Annotated in this window: 18 protein-coding genes and 1 riboswitch; of the genes, 9 read left to right on the forward strand and 9 right to left on the reverse strand. The window is 71.3% G+C overall.

Features of this window, described 5'->3' with window-relative positions:
- Positions 1 to 108: 108 nt before the first annotated feature.
- Complete coding sequence (gene dusB, locus ACPXB1_RS22135) at positions 109 to 1,272, reverse strand: tRNA dihydrouridine synthase DusB (protein WP_355632319.1); 1,164 nt, start codon at positions 1,270 to 1,272, stop codon at positions 109 to 111.
- A gap of 187 nt (positions 1,273 to 1,459) precedes the next feature.
- Here dusB and ACPXB1_RS22140 point away from each other — a divergent pair, with 187 nt between their 5' ends.
- A complete protein-coding gene (locus ACPXB1_RS22140; protein WP_425735738.1) occupies positions 1,460 to 2,434 on the forward strand; it encodes a type IV toxin-antitoxin system AbiEi family antitoxin domain-containing protein in 975 nt (324 codons plus the stop codon).
- A 97-nt stretch (positions 2,435 to 2,531) separates the two neighbouring features.
- Here the strand turns inward: ACPXB1_RS22140 and ACPXB1_RS22145 are convergent, their stop codons facing one another.
- The 3 genes from ACPXB1_RS22145 to ACPXB1_RS22155 form a co-directional block, all read right to left on the reverse strand.
- Positions 2,532 to 3,911 (reverse strand): glycine--tRNA ligase, encoded by a 1,380-nt coding sequence (locus ACPXB1_RS22145; protein ID WP_053658681.1) that lies wholly within the window; start codon positions 3,909 to 3,911, stop codon positions 2,532 to 2,534.
- Between the two features lie 115 nt (positions 3,912 to 4,026).
- Positions 4,027 to 4,506: a hypothetical protein gene (locus ACPXB1_RS22150; RefSeq protein WP_355596063.1), complete on the reverse strand. Its 480-nt coding sequence runs from the start codon at positions 4,504 to 4,506 to the stop codon at positions 4,027 to 4,029.
- 24 nt (positions 4,507 to 4,530) lie between these two features.
- Positions 4,531 to 4,872 carry an antibiotic biosynthesis monooxygenase family protein gene (locus tag ACPXB1_RS22155; RefSeq protein WP_355596061.1) on the reverse strand — a complete coding sequence of 114 codons (342 nt, stop codon included), beginning with the start codon at positions 4,870 to 4,872 and terminating at the stop codon, positions 4,531 to 4,533.
- A 27-nt stretch (positions 4,873 to 4,899) separates the two neighbouring features.
- On the opposite strand from ACPXB1_RS22155, the gene ACPXB1_RS22160 reads away from it, so the two are divergent.
- The 7 genes from ACPXB1_RS22160 (at position 4,900) to ACPXB1_RS22190 (ending at position 9,186) form a co-directional block, all read left to right on the forward strand.
- Positions 4,900 to 5,157, forward strand: coding sequence for a hypothetical protein (locus tag ACPXB1_RS22160; protein ID WP_355596059.1), 258 nt, complete (start codon positions 4,900 to 4,902; stop codon positions 5,155 to 5,157).
- Between the two features lie 53 nt (positions 5,158 to 5,210).
- A complete protein-coding gene (locus ACPXB1_RS22165) occupies positions 5,211 to 6,164 on the forward strand; it encodes a metal ABC transporter substrate-binding protein (RefSeq protein WP_425735739.1) in 954 nt (317 codons plus the stop codon).
- Entirely contained in the window at positions 6,161 to 6,922 is a 762-nt protein-coding gene (locus ACPXB1_RS22170) for a metal ABC transporter ATP-binding protein (RefSeq protein ID WP_355596055.1), read from the forward strand. Before ACPXB1_RS22165 ends, ACPXB1_RS22170 begins: the two co-directional genes overlap by 4 nt.
- A 2-nt stretch (positions 6,923 to 6,924) precedes the next feature.
- Positions 6,925 to 7,791 (forward strand): metal ABC transporter permease, encoded by an 867-nt coding sequence (locus ACPXB1_RS22175; protein ID WP_355596054.1) that lies wholly within the window; start codon positions 6,925 to 6,927, stop codon positions 7,789 to 7,791.
- 18 nt (positions 7,792 to 7,809) lie between these two features.
- On the forward strand, positions 7,810 to 8,109 hold the full coding sequence (locus ACPXB1_RS22180; protein WP_355596053.1) for an ArsR/SmtB family transcription factor: 300 nt from the start codon (positions 7,810 to 7,812) through the stop codon (positions 8,107 to 8,109).
- Positions 8,106 to 8,504, forward strand: a complete 399-nt coding sequence (locus ACPXB1_RS22185) for a Fur family transcriptional regulator (RefSeq protein WP_355596052.1) — start codon at positions 8,106 to 8,108, stop codon at positions 8,502 to 8,504. Before ACPXB1_RS22180 ends, ACPXB1_RS22185 begins: the two co-directional genes overlap by 4 nt.
- Before the next feature lie 73 nt (positions 8,505 to 8,577).
- A complete protein-coding gene (locus ACPXB1_RS22190) occupies positions 8,578 to 9,186 on the forward strand; it encodes a hypothetical protein (protein ID WP_355596051.1) in 609 nt (202 codons plus the stop codon).
- Positions 9,187 to 9,203: 17 nt separating this feature from the next.
- On the opposite strand, the gene ACPXB1_RS22195 is transcribed toward ACPXB1_RS22190, so the two are convergent.
- The 5 genes from ACPXB1_RS22195 to ACPXB1_RS22215 all read right to left on the reverse strand — a co-directional run bounded on the left by ACPXB1_RS22195 (position 9,204) and on the right by ACPXB1_RS22215 (position 14,394).
- Positions 9,204 to 11,216, reverse strand: a complete 2,013-nt coding sequence (locus tag ACPXB1_RS22195) for an acyl-CoA dehydrogenase family protein (protein WP_425735740.1) — start codon at positions 11,214 to 11,216, stop codon at positions 9,204 to 9,206.
- A gap of 108 nt (positions 11,217 to 11,324) precedes the next feature.
- Positions 11,325 to 11,828 carry a DUF6328 family protein gene (locus ACPXB1_RS22200; RefSeq protein WP_355596049.1) on the reverse strand — a complete coding sequence of 168 codons (504 nt, stop codon included), beginning with the start codon at positions 11,826 to 11,828 and terminating at the stop codon, positions 11,325 to 11,327.
- 157 nt (positions 11,829 to 11,985) lie between these two features.
- Positions 11,986 to 12,735 (reverse strand): sugar isomerase domain-containing protein, encoded by a 750-nt coding sequence (locus tag ACPXB1_RS22205; protein WP_425735741.1) that lies wholly within the window; start codon positions 12,733 to 12,735, stop codon positions 11,986 to 11,988.
- Positions 12,732 to 13,538 carry an aminoglycoside N(3)-acetyltransferase gene (locus ACPXB1_RS22210; protein WP_355632313.1) on the reverse strand — a complete coding sequence of 269 codons (807 nt, stop codon included), beginning with the start codon at positions 13,536 to 13,538 and terminating at the stop codon, positions 12,732 to 12,734. The genes ACPXB1_RS22205 and ACPXB1_RS22210 overlap by 4 nt, the downstream gene beginning before the upstream one ends.
- 25 nt (positions 13,539 to 13,563) lie before the next feature.
- Entirely contained in the window at positions 13,564 to 14,394 is an 831-nt protein-coding gene (locus ACPXB1_RS22215) for an alpha/beta fold hydrolase (protein WP_355632310.1), read from the reverse strand.
- Between the two features lie 97 nt (positions 14,395 to 14,491).
- Positions 14,492 to 14,596: riboswitch (TPP riboswitch) on the forward strand.
- Between the two features lie 75 nt (positions 14,597 to 14,671).
- Here ACPXB1_RS22215 and ACPXB1_RS22220 point away from each other — a divergent pair.
- Positions 14,672 to 15,259, forward strand: coding sequence for an ECF transporter S component (locus ACPXB1_RS22220; protein ID WP_355596041.1), 588 nt, complete (start codon positions 14,672 to 14,674; stop codon positions 15,257 to 15,259).
- The last annotated feature ends 147 nt before the right edge of the window (positions 15,260 to 15,406 follow it).

The following is a 15,406-nucleotide window of genomic DNA, read 5'->3' on the forward strand; positions in this document are numbered from 1 at the left end:
CTGCGGGTTCAGGTCCGACGCAGCTTGGTCAGCCCGCGACGGGAGCCCTCAAGCCCGGCGGGGCACCGCAGCACAGCGTCCGCCACCTCAGCGCCGAGTCGGTGTGGTTCAGCCGCCGGAGTCGTCCATCTCGGCACCCTCGGGCACGGTGTCGTCGTCCCGGCTGGCCAGCCAGCCGTCCGGCAGGAAGACCTTGCCCGGGGAGTTCGTCCGGCCACGCGGCTGGCCGAGGGCGGTAAGCGGGAACGGCTCGGCCGGGTCGAGCTTGCCCAGCAGGTCGTCGAGCTGGGCCAGGCTTTCGATCATCGCCAGGGACCGGCGCAGTTCGCCGCCGACGGGGAAGCCCTTGAGGTACCAGGCGACGTGCTTGCGGAAGTCGGTGCAGCCGTCGCGCTCACCCCGGGCCGGGTTGCGGGCGCCTGCCACGAACTGGTCGACAAGCAGCTCCGCGTGCCGGCGCATGGTCACCGCCACCTCGCCGAGGCTGGGCAGCCGCCGCTCGGGGCGACCGTTGAAGGCGGCCTGCAGGTCGGCGAACAGCCACGGCCGGCCGAGGCAGCCGCGCCCGATCACCACGCCGTCGACGCCGGTGTGCGCGACCATCCGCAGCGCGTCGTCGGCCTCCCAGATGTCGCCGTTGCCGAGCACCGGCACGTCGAGGGCCTGCTTCAACGTGGCGATCGCGTCCCAGTCGGCGGTGCCCGAGTAGCGCTGCGCGGCCGTCCGCCCGTGCAGGGCGACCGCGGCCACCCCGGCGTCCTGGGCGGCGAGCCCCGCTTCGACGTACGTCAGGTGGTCGTCGTCGATGCCCTTGCGCATCTTCACCGTGACGGGCACGCCGGCCGGTGACGCGGCGTCCACCGCGGCCCGCACCAGCCGGGCGAAGAGCCGACGCCGCCACGGCAGGGCCGCACCGCCGCCGCGCCGCGTGACCTTGGGGACCGGGCAGCCGAAGTTCAGGTCGATGTGGTCGGCCAGGTTGCGCTCGACGACGATCCGTACGGCGGCGGCGGTGACCTCCGGGTCGGTGCCGTAGAGCTGGAGGCTGCGCGGCTGCTCGTCGTCGCCGAACGCGATCATGCGCAGCGTCTTCGGGTTGCGCTCGACAAGCGCCCGCGTCGTGATCATTTCGCAGACGTAGATGCCGCCGCCCTGCTCCCGGCAGAGCCGGCGGAAACCGACGTTGGTGATCCCGGCCATCGGCGCGAGCACCACCGGCGGCCACACCTGGTAGCGCCCGAGCGTCAGCGGGCCCAAAGCAGGCGCGGTCAAGGCAGTCACCGCCCAAGTGTAAGGAAGGGCCCCTGCTTAACGCCTAGTGCATAGGAAGGGCCCCTTCCTAACACGACGCATATCACACCGCGCGATGATCGACCGAGTTGTCCACAGCCGGCAGGAGTATCCACAGGTTGTACGACCGGGCGGGACACAGCCTGGTTCCGGCGGCCAGGCTGCGGTCATGCGTGAACATCCACCCGAGCTGGCGGCAACGGCCGAGCGTCAACAGCAGATCGCCACCCGGGCTCAGTTGCTCGCCGCCGGCTACGACGACATGTACCTGTACCGCCAGGCCCGGCGCGGCCAGTGGCAACGCGTCCTGCCAGCGACGTACGCCCTGTTCACGGGCGTACTGACCGATGAACAACGGCGGATCTCCGCAGCGCTCTACGCCGGGCCGCAGGCGCAGCTCACCAGCTTGGCCGCGCTCGCCTGGTACGGGTTCCGACACATTCCGCGTAACACCGACGTACACCTGGTGGTGCCGCACCACGCTCGGCGCCGGTCGGCGGGCTACGCCCTTGTGCGGCGGGCCCTGACACTGGACGCCCGGCCGCGGTCGAGCGCGCCCTACCCCGTCTGCTCGCCGGCGCGGGCGGTGGTGGACGCGGCGCGCGACCTTCGGCAGCTTCGCCCGGTGCGGGCCATCCTCGCCGAGTCCGTCCAGCGCGGTTTCACCGACCTCGCCAGGCTCGACGAGGAGATCCGCCGGGCGCGGCGCAGTCGCACCGCGCTGATCAGGATGGCGTACGCGGAGGTCCTGGCCGGCACCCGGTCGGCTCCCGAGGCGGAGCTGCGCGAGTGCCTCGCGGGCAGCCCGATTCTGCCGCACATTCGGTGGAATCCCCGCCTCCGTACGCTCGACGGGGCGGCGCTGCCGACGCCGGACGGCTACCTGACCGACTCGGCGGTGGCGCTGGAGGTCGATTCGCAGGAGTACCACTTCAGCCCGGCCGACTGGGCTCGGACGCTGGAGCGGCACAACGAGCTGAGTCGACACGGCGTCCTGGTCCTGCACGTCACGCCAGCACAGCTCCGGCACCACCCGGACCGCATCCGCCGGACTGTCGAGGACGCGTACGAGTCCCGGCAGGGGGTCGGCGTCACGCTCCGGGTCCGTGTCGATCCAGCCAGCCCGGAGGATGCGAGGGCCTGATCGAGTCCGGGCGCCCACGCCACTTCGCGCAGCAGCGGTGTTAAGAAGGGGCCCCTCCTATACCTGAGGCGTTAAGAAGGGGCCCTTCCTTACAACCTCAGCAGCCGGGGAGGCGCTCGATCAGGTAGCGCTCCACCTGGTCCAGGGAGACGCGCTCCTGGGTCATGGTGTCCCGGTTGCGGACCGTCACGGCGTTGTCGTCGAGCGTGTCGAAGTCGACGGTGACGCAGAACGGGGTGCCGATCTCGTCCTGGCGGCGGTAGCGGCGGCCGATGGCCTGCGAGTCGTCGAACTCCACGACCCACCGCTTGCGCAGCAGCGCCGCGAGGTCCTTGGCCTTGGGCGACAGCGCCTCGTTGCGGGACAGCGGCAGCACCGCCACCTTGACCGGGGCCAGCCGCGGGTCGAACCGCATCACGGTCCGCTTGTCCACGCCGCCCTTGGTGTTCGGCGCCTCGTCCTCGTCGTACGCCTCGAGCAGGAAGGCGAGCACCGCGCGCGTCAGACCGGCGGCCGGCTCGATGACGTACGGCATCCAGCGCTCACTCTTGGTCTGGTCGAAGTACGACAGGTCGACGCCGGAGTGCTTGCTGTGCGTGGAGAGGTCGAAGTCGGTGCGGTTGGCGACGCCCTCCAACTCGGCGAACTCGGTGCCGCCGAACTGGAAGCGGTACTCGATGTCGACGGTCCGCTTCGAGTAGTGGGAGAGCTTCTCCTTGGGGTGCTCGTAGAGGCGCAGGTTGTCCGCCGAGAGGCCCAGGTCGAGGTACCAGTTCCAGCGCTCCTGGAGCCAGTACTCGTGCCACTGCTCGTCGGTGCCCGGCTCGACGAAGAACTCCATCTCCATCTGCTCGAACTCGCGCGTACGGAAGATGAAGTTGCCCGGGGTGATCTCGTTGCGGAACGACTTGCCGGTCTGGGCGATACCGAACGGCGGCTTCTTGCGGGCGACCGTCTCGACGTTCTTGTAGTTGACGAAGATGCCCTGCGCGGTCTCCGGGCGCAGGTAGTGCATGCCTTCGTCGCTCTCCACCGGGCCCAGGTACGTCTTCATCAGGCCGTTGAACATCTTCGGCTCGGTGAAGGTGCCCTTGTTGCCGCAGTTGGGGCAGTTGACCTCGGCGAGCGAGGTGGGCGCGTGGCCGTGCTTGGCCTCGTACGCCTCCTCGATGTGGTCCGCCCGGAACCGCTTGTGGCAGAACTGGCACTCGGTGAGCGGGTCGACGAACTCGGCGATGTGGCCGGACGCCTCCCACACCTTGCGGGCCAGGATCACCGCGGAGTCGAGGCCGACCACGTCGTCGCGCTGCTGGACCATCGTCTTCCACCACTGCCGGCGGACGTTCTCCTTGAGCTCCACGCCGAGCGGACCGTAGTCCCACGCCGATCGGGTGCCTCCGTAGATCTCGCTGGAGGGGAAGACGAAGCCTCGGCGCTTGGCGAGGCTGACGACGGCGTCGATACGGTCTGCTGGCATGTTTCCTCCTACGCCGGCTGGCGGTCGGCGGGGGCGAGATGTGGATGGATCGGGCGGTTCGGGACAACGGTACGACCACCGTCACCCCGAGCGACAGCAGAATACCGGGGGCGGGTCAGCTCACCCCGCAGACCTCCATGCCACCGGTCTGACTGTCCTGACCCAGTGTGACCTGCTGCCGTTCCCGGTCGCCGCCGGAGAGCGTCACGTCGACGGGCACTGTCAGGTTTGTCGTGTCGACCTCGCCCACCCGGTAGGCGGTCACCTGCGGCTCGGCGGCGGCCCGGCGCTCGAACTCGGGGCGTGACTCGCGCCGCTGCGCGTCGTCGCAGAGCTGGTCGTACGCCCGCCCGTAGTTCCGATCGACGAGAGCCTGGTAGTAGTCGCCGGTGACCGTGCGCCCCTGCTCCCGGATCGCCTGCACTCCGCTGACGGCCAGGCCGATCACGGCCGCGCCTCCCCCGCCGCAGCAGAGCAGGATGGCGAGAGCGCCGACGCCGAGGCCGATCCAGAGCCGGGTCCGGCGACCCTCGGTGGGCGGCGCGGCGAACGGCGGAGCCACACCGGGACCGGGCGGCGGGGCGGGTGCGGTCATAGGAGCAGGGTAGTGCCCGACGGCTCAGCGGTAAGGACCAGCAGCCCGATCACTCTCGGCGACCACCACCGCTCCGCCGGGCGCGGCGTTGGCAAGCGCCTCGTACGCGGATGGTTCGTCGATCGATTCGGCGAGCAACGGCACGGCGCTGACCTTGACCTCGAAGGCGCCCAGGGCACGCCGGTAGGTGCCTACCGACTCCCACTCGGTGAGCAGTGTCCAGTGCCGGGGGTCGTCAAGCGCCCGCAGGAGTTGACCTCGCAGGTAGCCGGGGCGGGCGGCCAGCGCGGTGAGGGCCGCGTGCGCCCGTTCGGTGAAGCCGTCGGCGACATCGACGTCGACCACGAACCGGTTGGTCACCAGCACCGGGCGCCTCCTCGTAGAGTCTGTGGGATGCAGCGTACGCAGCGCCCTCTGCTGGCCCGGTTGGCCGGGGCCAACCCGACATCGGTGTTTCTGCTCACCCTGGTGGTGGTGCTTGTCGCGTTCTTCACGCCGGGGGTGGTCGGTGGGCTGTTGACGCTGGCGCTCGCCGCTGCCCTGATCGCCCTTTTGGTGACCACCTGGGCGGTTCAGGCGCCGCAGACCCGGCTGATCCGACTGTTGATGCTGACCCTGCTGGTGACGGTGGGCTTCGCGAAGCTGCTCTGACATGCAGCTATGCGTTTTTGACAATCATTGTCGTTGCCACGGACAGTTGGGGCATGAGCAACCGCACCACATCCCGTGTCCTGGCCGCCGCGACCACCCTGCTCGCCCTGGGCGCGGGGGCTGGCTGCTCCAACGGCGGTCCGGCCGGCGCCGATCCGCAACGGGTCGACGTGGTGGCCGCGTTCTATCCCCTCCAGTTCCTGGCCGAACGGATCGGCGGTGACGCGGTCCGGGTGACCAACCTGGCCCGGCCCGGTGCCGAGCCGCACGACCTGGAGCTCAGCCCGAAGCAGGTCGGTCAGGTAAGCGACGCTGAGTTGATCGTCTACCTCAAGGGTTTCCAGCCGGCGGTCGACGAGGCGATCGCGCAGAGCGGCGGCGACCGGGTGTTCGACGTGGCGAGCGTGCAGCCGCTGCGCGACGTGAGCGCCGGCGGCCACGACCACGAGCACGAGGGCGAAGACGGGGACGAGCAGGAGCACGGCGGCGGCAAGGACCCGCACGTCTGGCTCGACCCGACCCGGCTGGCCGGCATCGGCGACCAGCTCGCCAAGCGCCTCGGCGAGGCCGACCCGGCACACGCCGCCGACTACACCACCCGCGCCGCCGCGCTGCGCGCCGACCTGACGAAGCTGGACGGCGAGTTCACCGAGGGCCTGCGGACCTGCCAGCGGCGGGAGATCGTCACCAGCCACACCGCGTTCGGCTACCTGGCCGACCGCTACCAGCTCGAACAGATCGGCATCACCGGGCTGAGCCCGGACGTCGAGCCCTCGCCGCAGCGGCTCGCGCAGGTCATCGAGGAGGCCAAGGAGCACCAGGCCACCACGATCTTCTTCGAGACGCTTGTCAGCCCGAAGGTGGCCGAGACCATCGCCGGTCAGGTCGGCGCCAAGACCGCGGTGCTCGACCCGCTCGAAGGACTCGCTGCCGGCAGTGACGCCGACTACCTTTCGGTGATGCGTACCAACCTGGAGACCCTGCGGACGGCGTTGAGCTGCTCGTGAGCGCGCCCGTGATCAACGTCGAGCACGCGGCGGTTGGCTACGACGGCCGCCCGGTGCTGCGGGATGTCTCGCTAAGCGTGACCGCCGGTGAGGTGGTCGCGGTGCTCGGCGCCAACGGCTCCGGCAAGTCCACGCTGATCCGCGCCGTGCTCGGGCTGGTGCCGCTGAGCACCGGCTCGATCACCCTCTTCGACCAGCCGCTGCGCCGGTTCCGGCAGTGGCAGCGCATCGGGTACGTCCCGCAGCGCCTCGGCGCGGGCGGCGGCGTACCGGCGACGGTCCGTGAGGTGGTGGGCTCCGGCCGGCTGGCCCGTCGAGGGTTGCTCCGCCCGCCGGGCGCTGCCGATCGGGCCGCCGTCGACGCCGCGCTGCGCGCTGTCGGGCTCGCCGACCGGGCCGCCGACCCGGTGGCCACCCTCTCCGGCGGCCAGCAGCAGCGCACGCTTATCGCCCGTGCGCTGGCCGGCCGACCCGAGCTGCTGATCCTCGACGAGCCCACCGCCGGGGTGGACGCGGCAAGCCAGGAGGCGTTCGCCGGCGCGCTGCGCGACTTCGTCGGCGACGGCGGGACGGTGTTGCTGGTGGCCCACGAGTTGGGCCCCCTGCGGCCGGTGATCAGCCGGGCTGTCGTCGTACACGAGGGTGGTATCTGTCACGACGGCCCGGTGCCGGACCCGGCCGGCCACCACGCGGAGCCCGACCACGACCACGTGCACCCGCACGGTCCCGACGAGCCCGCCGGGCTGTGGAGCAGCTGAGCATGGAACTTTTCCAGTACCCCTACATGCAGCGCGCCCTGATCGCCGCGCTGGTGATCGGCTTGGCCGCGCCGGCGCTCGGCATCTATCTGGTGCAGCGCCGGTTGACGCTCATCGGCGACGGCATCGGGCACGTGGCATTGACGGGTGTCGGCGCGGGCCTGCTGCTCAACCGTTCGCCGGTGCTGGTGGCGGTGATCGTGGCCACCGCCGGTGCGGTCGCCATCGAGCTGGTCCGCGCCCGTGGGCGTACGTCCGGCGACCTGGCCCTGGCCCTGTTGTTCTACGGCGGCATCGCCGGCGGTGTGCTGCTGGTCGGGCTGTCCGATGCGACGAGCGCGAATCTCAACGCCTACCTGTTCGGCTCGCTGACCACCATCTCGGCCACCGACCTGACCACCATCGTGGTCCTCGGCGGGGCGATCCTCGTCGCCATGATCGCGCTGCGGCCGGCGCTCTTCGCGGTGAGCCACGACGAGGAGTACGCCCGGGTCTCCGGCCTGCCGGTGCGTACCCTCAATCTGCTGATCGCGGTCACCACGGCGATCACCGTGACCATCGCGATGCGGGCCGTCGGAGTGCTGCTGATCAGCGCGCTGATGGTGGTCCCGGTGGCCACCGCACAGCAGGTCACCCGGGGCTTCCGCAGCACGATGACCGCCGCGATGGCGCTCGGTCTCTTCGCCGCCGGCACCGGTGTCTGGGTGGCGGCGACCGCGGACACCGCGCCGGGCGCCTCGGTGGTGCTCGTGGCGATCGCCTCCTTCCTCGTGGTGGCCGTGGGCGCGGCAATCTGGCGGGCGCTGCGTCGCCGGGCCACACCGGCCCCCGTGGCGCCGGCAGAGCCGCACGAGGTGGTGCTCCGCTGAATTGGTTACCGTTGCAGGATGACCACCGCTACGGGTTACGAGGGCTTCGACGGGGCGAGCGAACTGCTCCGCGCCCTCTCCGCACCCATCCGGCTGGCCATCGTCAGCGAGCTCGCCGACGGCGAGCGGTGTGTGCACGAGCTGGTGGAGAAGCTCGGCGCCGCGCAACCGCTGGTCTCCCAGCACCTGCGGGTGCTGCGCGGCGCGGGAGTGGTGCGGGGGTCCCGCCGGGGCAGGGAAATCGCCTACAGCCTGGTCGACGAGCACGTGGCGCACATTGTGGCGGACGCGGTGAGCCACGCCGGGGAGGGATCATGAACGAGAGCGGCGCCGCGGTGCGCAACACCCGGCAGCGCTCGGCGGTGAGCGCCCTGCTGGGCGAGATGGAGGGCTTCCACAGCGCGCAGGACCTGCACGCCATGCTCCGGCAGCGCGGTGAGCGGGTCGGCCTGACCACCGTCTACCGGACGTTGCAGGGGCTGGCCGACGCGGGCGAGATCGACGTGATGCGCCCGCCGGGCGGCGAGCACCTCTACCGTCGGTGCAGCGAGGGGCATCACCACCACCTGGTCTGCCGGGTGTGCGGGCGTACCGTCGAGGTGGCCGGGCCCGCTGTGGAGAGCTGGGCCGACCGGGTCGCCGCAGAGCACGGCTACGCAGAGGTCAGCCACACACTGGAGATCTTCGGCACCTGCCCGACCTGCGTGCGCTGACCGCCGCGCATGATCTTGCTGGGCTGACCTCCACCACTGCACGGATCGGGGCGTTCGTGGCACGCTGTCCGGCGTGAAGATCTACGCCGATCGCTTTCCGACCGCCGCCCGCCAGTTGCTCACCGACCTCCTCGTCGTCGCCTGGGTGTACGTCGCGATCCGCGGCGCGCTCTGGCTGCACGACCTGGTGCAGAAGCTTGCCGTACCCGGGCAGAAGCTGGAGGGCGCAGGCGGTGGCCTCGCCGACAACCTCGCCGACGCCGGAGGCAAGGTTCGGCGGGTTCCGCTTGTCGGCGACGAGCTGACAGCCCCCTTCCAGCGCGCCGCCGACGCGGCCCGGGGGCTCGCCGACGCCGGCCGTGACCAGCAGCACCTGGTCGACCAGCTCGCCTTGGCGCTCGCCGTCGCGGTGCTCATCTTCCCGCTCGGCATCGTGCTGTTCGGTTGGCTGCCGCTGCGGCTGCGGTGGATGCGCCGCGCCGGGTCGGCCGCGAAACTGGCCGCCGGACCGGCCGGCAGGGACCTGCTCGCCCTGCGCGCGCTGGCCACCCAGCCGCTGGGCCGGCTCACAGCGATCGCGCCGGACGTTGCCGAGGCGTGGCGGCGTGGTGACGACGACACAGTGGACGCCCTGGCCGCGCTGGAGCTGCGCCAACTCGGCCTACGCGGCCGAGCCCGCTGAGCCTGGGCCGGCGCGGGTCAGGGCTTCGGCGGGATGCGGCGGCGGACGTCCTCGGACGTGGACGGGCCGGGCGTCCAGCGGGCCACCCAGGGCAACTCGTCGGACGGCGTGATGACCCCCTCCTCCAGGCTGGCGTAGCGGCCGGCGAGGATCCGTTTCGCGGCGGTGGTGTCGACCGCGTCGGTGTTGTCCCACAGGGCGGCGAACAGCGCGTCCACCCGGACCCGGGCCTGCCGGCAGAACAGGTCTGCCAACTCGACGTTCTCTGGTCGGCTGCCGCGCTCGGCCGTCGCCCGGACGCAGACCGCCGACATCGCGAACAGCTCCGCGCCGATGTCGACGATGCGGCCGAGGAACGCCTGCTTGCGTTCCATCTTTCCCTGCCAGCGGGACATCGCGTAGAACGTCGACCGGGCCAGCTTGCGCGACGAACGCTCCACCTGGCGCAGGTGTGCGGCAAGTGGCCCGAACTCGGCGTACGCCGATGGGCTCTGCCCCCGGCCGACCGCAAGGGTGGGCAGCCACCGCGCGTAGAAGGCGCTCGCCCGGGCGCCGGCGCGGGCCTTGCGGCCGAGCCCCGCATCCGGGTCGATGATGTCGCCGGCCACCGACAGGTGGGCGTCGACCGCCTCCCTGGCGATCAGCAGGTGCATGATCTCGGTCGAGCCCTCGAAGATCCGGTTGATCCGCAGGTCACGCATCATCTGCTCGACGGCTGCCGCGCGCTCGCCACGGGCTGCAAGCGAGTCGGCCGTCTCGTAGCCACGCCCGCCCCGGATCTGGATCAGCTCGTCGGCGATCTTCCAGGCCATCTCGCTGGCGTACAGCTTGACGAGCGCCGCCTCGATCCGGATGTCGTTGCGGTCGTCGTCGGCGAGCAGGCAGCACAGGTCGAGCATGGTCTCCATGCCGTACGTGGTGGCCGCGATGAAGGAGAGCTTCTGGGCGACGGCCTCGTGCTCCCCCACCGGCCGACCCCACTGGACGCGGTCGGCGGCCCACCCCCGGGCCACGTTCAACGCCCACTTTCCCGCGCCCACGCACATCGCCGGCAGGGAGAGCCGACCGGTGTTCAACGTGGTCAGGGCGATCTTGAGGCCCTTGCCCTCGCCGCCGATGACGTTCTCGGCCGGCACGAACACGTCGTGGAACCGGGTCAGGCTGTTCTCCAGGCCGCGCAGACCGACGAACTCGTTGCGCCGCTCCACTGTGATGCCAGCGCTGTCGCCGTCCACGACGAACGCGGTGATCCCACCGCGCCGACCCTCGCTGGCCGGCACCCGGGCCATCACCACAAGCAGGGTGGCCACGATGCCGTTGGTCGCCCACAGCTTCACCCCGTTGAGCCGGTAGCCGGTGCCGTCCTCCGTCGGCTCGGCCGTGGTGGCGAGCCGGGCCGGGTCGGAGCCGACGTCCGGTTCGGTGAGCAGGAACGCGGAGACCTCACCGGCGGCGAGCCGGGGCAGGAAGCGTTGCTTCTGCTCGGCCGTGCCGAACATCTTCAGCGGCTGCGGCACCCCGATCGACTGGTGCGCGGAGAGCAGCGCGCCGATCGCGGGGCTCACCGAACCGGCGAGCATCAGCGCCCGGCAGTAGTGCAGGTTGCTCAGGCCCAGGCCGCCGTACTTCCGGTCGATCTTCATGCCGAACGCGCCGAGGTCGGCAAGGCCGTGGAACACCGAGTCCGGGATGGATGCCTCCCGCTCGATGGCCGCTCCGTCCACGTCGGAGGCGAGGAAGTCGCGGAACCGGCCGAGGAAGTCCTCGGCGCGGGCCTCGTCGTCCGGATCGGAGCGCGGCCACGGGTCGATGAGGTCGAGGCGGAAACGCCCCAGGAACAACTCCTTGCCGAAACTGGGCCGGTCCCAGGTGGACTCCCGGGCCGCCTCGGCGACCTGCCGGGCTTCCTTCTCGGAGACCTGCCCGGCCTCCGTCGGCAGCGGCGCGGCCGCACCAGCGGTGCTCGCGTCAACTGCGGCGTTGGAGTCGGGACCGTCCGGTGCCGGTCGGCCGTTCTGCGTCGTGGTCACGGCTGCCCCCTCGAACCTCGGTGCGGCTGCGTCGACGTGCGCGACTACCGCCACGCTACCCCCGCTTGTTACCAAGGGGTAGCGCTGCGTGCGTCCCGATCGCCGCCCTCAACGACCGCTGAGCGTCTCCGGGTCGTCATCCTCGTCGTCGATGTCGTCCTCGCCCCAGCTACGCCGGGAGAACGGCAGGACCGCCCAGAACGTGAGGAACCACAGCCCGGTCAAGCCGCTGAGGATGAAGGCGATCGGCCGGTCCAGCACGAAGTCGGTGATCAGCAGAACCGCGCTGACCATGGAGATCAGCATGAAGGCGAGCCCGCCGCTGGCCATCCGGTGCGCGAAGCGGACCAGCTCCGGCTTGCGCCCCTGCCGGAACAGCGCCCTGTGGAACGCCACCGGCGAAATGATCATCGCGGTGGCGGCGGCAGCGGCGAGCAGGGCGACGATGTAGACGTCCCGCTGGAACTCGCTGGTCCGGGTGAATCCGTTACTGAATGGCAGGGTCAGCAGGAAGGCGAACAGGATCTGCACGCCCGTCTGGGCGACCCGCAACTCCTGTAGCAGATCGGCGAAGTTGCGCTGCCAACGCTGCTTCTCGGTCTCCGTCGACACGCGCTACCTCCGGTGAAACGCTACTGCCGGCGGCCCTGCCCGCCGGCAGCAACGCCAATGCCCCACACGACTGAGCGCGAAACAGGTTCACGACATCTGCCGGCCACCGCCAGGTCACGCCACTGGCCAGCTCGACGAGGGCCACCCACATTGGCGTCTAGGAGCCGCGGCGGATCCGGCCCGCGTAGCGGGCTTCAAGCTCGGTGTTGTGCGCGTCGCCGTCCGGGATGTTCGCCGACAGGTAGACCGGGGGCCGCTCCCCCGCCGCCAGCAACCGGGCAACCACCTCCACGGTGACCTGCTGGGCCAGCAGCGCCGCCGTGATCGAGGAGACCGCGCCCACAGCGCCCCCGCCGGGCAGCGGCAGTGTCGCATCGTCGTACGGCGCGCCGTTGTCGAGAACCACGTCGGCCAGGTCGGCCAGCTTGCGACCCGACGGGTGGCGGGAGGTCATCCGGCCGGAGTGCTGCACGGAGGTGATCGCCACGAGCCCGTGCCCCCGCTGCTTGACAAGCGTGGCGAACTCGACCATGGCGCCGTTGACCCCGGAGTTCGAGGCGAGTACGAAGACGTCGGCGGGGCGTACCGGGGCCAGCTCGTAGAGCCGGTGCGCCACCGCCGGGTCGCGTTCCAGCAGCGGGCCGAGCCGCTCGACCGGCTCGCCACCGATAAGCACCAGGTCGCGCAGCGCGATCCGGTTGGTCGGCACCAGGCCACCCGCCCGGCCGGCGATCTCCATGGCGAGGGCCTCCGAGTGGCCCGTTCCGAAGGCGTGCACCACCCCGTCGGCGCGTACGGCGTCGGCGATCAGGTCGGCGGCCCGCCCCACCGCCTCCCGCTGGCTGGCGGCCACCCGGCCGATCGTCTCGGTCACCACTGCCAGAAAGTCGTCGGCGCTCACGCTCATGTGTCCTCCGTCGTCCGGTTGCGGGCCATCCACTGCACCGCGAAGTCGACAGCCGCCCGCTGGCGTACCAACTTCGCAGTCCCGGCGCCCACCGGGCCCACGCGGGCCACGCCGGTGGCCTCCAGGGCCTGGCCCAGCGTGCCGAAGTCGCTCGCGTCGAGCCTGACGTCCTGCCACCACACCCACTCGCGGCCACCGTCAGGTATCCGCACCGCCGCGCCCAGCCGCTCGCGGGCCGGCACGGGAAGGCGGTACTCGGCAAGGTGCAGCGACGTGTTCACGCTGTGGTCCACCCCGAGCAGCAGCACGTCGGCGTCCAGGTCGTAGAGCCGGGCCAGCGGAGACTGTGCGCCGAGCATGTCGGCCAGGCCGTGCCCGGCGACGACCTGCTCGGCGGCCGGGCCGAGCGCCGCGAACGACACCTGGGGATGCGCGCTGCGCAACGCGCCGGGCCAGCCGCGAACCGTCTCGGCGAACACGCCCATGTAGCGGCTGGGGGTGACCGCCGGGTCGAACCCCGGCATCTCGGCCCGGATCAGCGGCCACCAGTCCACCGGAACCGGCGGGTTGCGCCACTGCGCGGGGTCGCTGTTGTCGGGCGTGTGGGTCGGCACCACCATCGTGCCGTCCGGGCCGAGCGCGTCGCGCAGGGCGAGCACCACCGCGTGCGGTCCACCGCAGACGAAACCCAACGGGCGCAGGCCCGCGTGCACAAGCACTGTCGAGCCGGGACGTACGCCCAGCAGGCGCAGCTGCGCGGCGACCGAACGGCGGGTGCCCGGCCCGCCGGGGTACGTCGTCACGGCGTTCCCTCGATCGGCACGGCGCTCAGGCCGTCCCCGCGACCCGGGCCAGGATCGCCTCGGCGAGAGGGCCGGGTGCGGCGTCCGGGATCCAGTGGGTCACCCCGGGCAGCGGTACGAATCGGTAGTCACCCGTGACGTTGGCGGCGCACGCCTCGGCGGCGGTCCGGCCGATGGCGATGTCCCGGTCACTCCACACGTAGGTGGTGGGCACCGCGACCGGGCCGACGGCGGCCAGGTCGGCCCGGGACATGGCCCGGTACCAGTTCAGCGCGGCGGTCAGGGCACCCGGCTCGCGCATCGGGTCGGCGTAGCGGTCCACCCGGGGCGCGTCACCGACCCCGCCGAGCATCTTGCGCAGCGCCGTCGCGTTGAACGCCAACAGCACCTTCTCGGCCTTGCCGGGCTGGCGGAACAGCGCGATGTACGACGAGCGGGCCTTCTGCTCGGTGTCGTTGCCGAGGGCGTGCGCCATGGCCGCCGGATGCGGCACTGACACGGCGGTGAGCGTACGGACCCGCTCGGGGTGCTCGGCCGCCAGCGCCCAGGCCACGACCGCGCCCCAGTCGTGCCCGACCAGGTGCACGGCGTCCAGCCCGAGCGCGTCGAGCACCGCCACCGCGTCGGCGACCAGTTCGGGGATCCGGTAGTCGGCCACCGCCTCCGGTCGCGCGCCAGGCGAGTAGCCGCGCTGGTCCAGCGCGTACGTGCGCAGCCCGGCGGTGTGCAGCACCGGGGCGACCTCGTCCCACTCGCCGCTGTGCTGCGGGAAGCCGTGCAGCAGCAGGACGGGCGCGCCGTCCGGTGGGCCACCGGTGCGTACCTCGAAAGTGAGACCTCGCGCGTCGACCTGCATGATCGTGAGCCTACCCAGCCGGCGGCGGGCCGGCCGGCGCCGGAACTCCCTGCTGGGCCGTAACCCCTGGTCGGTGCTAGCGTCAGCGAGACAACTTCACATCCGACAGGGGAGCGCACAGCGCTGAGAGTGCGGGCATGCCCGCAGACCCTCGAACCTGATCTGGGTAATGCCAGCGCAGGGAGTTCGGTCGACCTCCAGCCGCGCCGCCGTCCGGTGCCACCGGACGCGCGGCGTGCGTCTTCTCCTGGTTCGTACCACTGAACTGGGAGCAACCATGGACAACACCACAAACCGTTGGCGCACCATCGACATCGTGGTCGCCTCGGTGATCGCTGTCGCCTTCGGCGTCATCTTCTGGGCCTGGGGCCTGGTCTGGAGTGCCACCGAGGGCGCGTTCGCCTTCTTCCCGCCGGCGCAGACGCTGATCTACGGCGTCTGGCTGATGCCGGCCGTCGTCGGCGGCCTGGTCATCCGCAAGCCCGGCGCGGCGCTCTACTGCGAGACGGTGGCGGCTGTCGTCTCCGCGCTGCTGGGCAGCCAGTGGGCCGGCACTGTGATCCCCCAGGGGATCGTGCAGGGCATCGGCGCCGAGTTGGCCTTCGCCGCCTTCCGCTACCGGTCGTTCCGGCTGCCGACGGCGGCGCTGGCCGGCGCGTTGACAGGTCTCAGCGCCGCGCTGTTCGACTTCTTCGTCTGGAACGTCGAGACCGAACTTGTCAGCTACCGCATCCCGTACGCGCTGCTCACCATCGTCAGCGCCACGGTGATCGCCGGCATCGGCGGCTGGCTGCTCACCCGGGCCCTTGCCAACACCGGCGTCCTGGACCGCTTCCCAGCAGGCCGCAACCGAGCCCTCGTCTAGCCCTCCGGCCCTGACCCGCTCCCCTCCCGCTTTCTCGCGTTGATCATGAGGTTGACGGGCGGATGGATCTCCCAAGCCCCCGTCAACCTCATGATCACCGGGCAGGTGGAAGGGGTGGCGGGAGGGCGGCGGGGAGGGTTGGGCGGG

The sequence above is a fragment of the Micromonospora sp. DT68 genome (genome assembly GCF_049847245.1).
Taxonomy (GTDB): domain Bacteria; phylum Actinomycetota; class Actinomycetes; order Mycobacteriales; family Micromonosporaceae; genus Micromonospora; species Micromonospora profundi.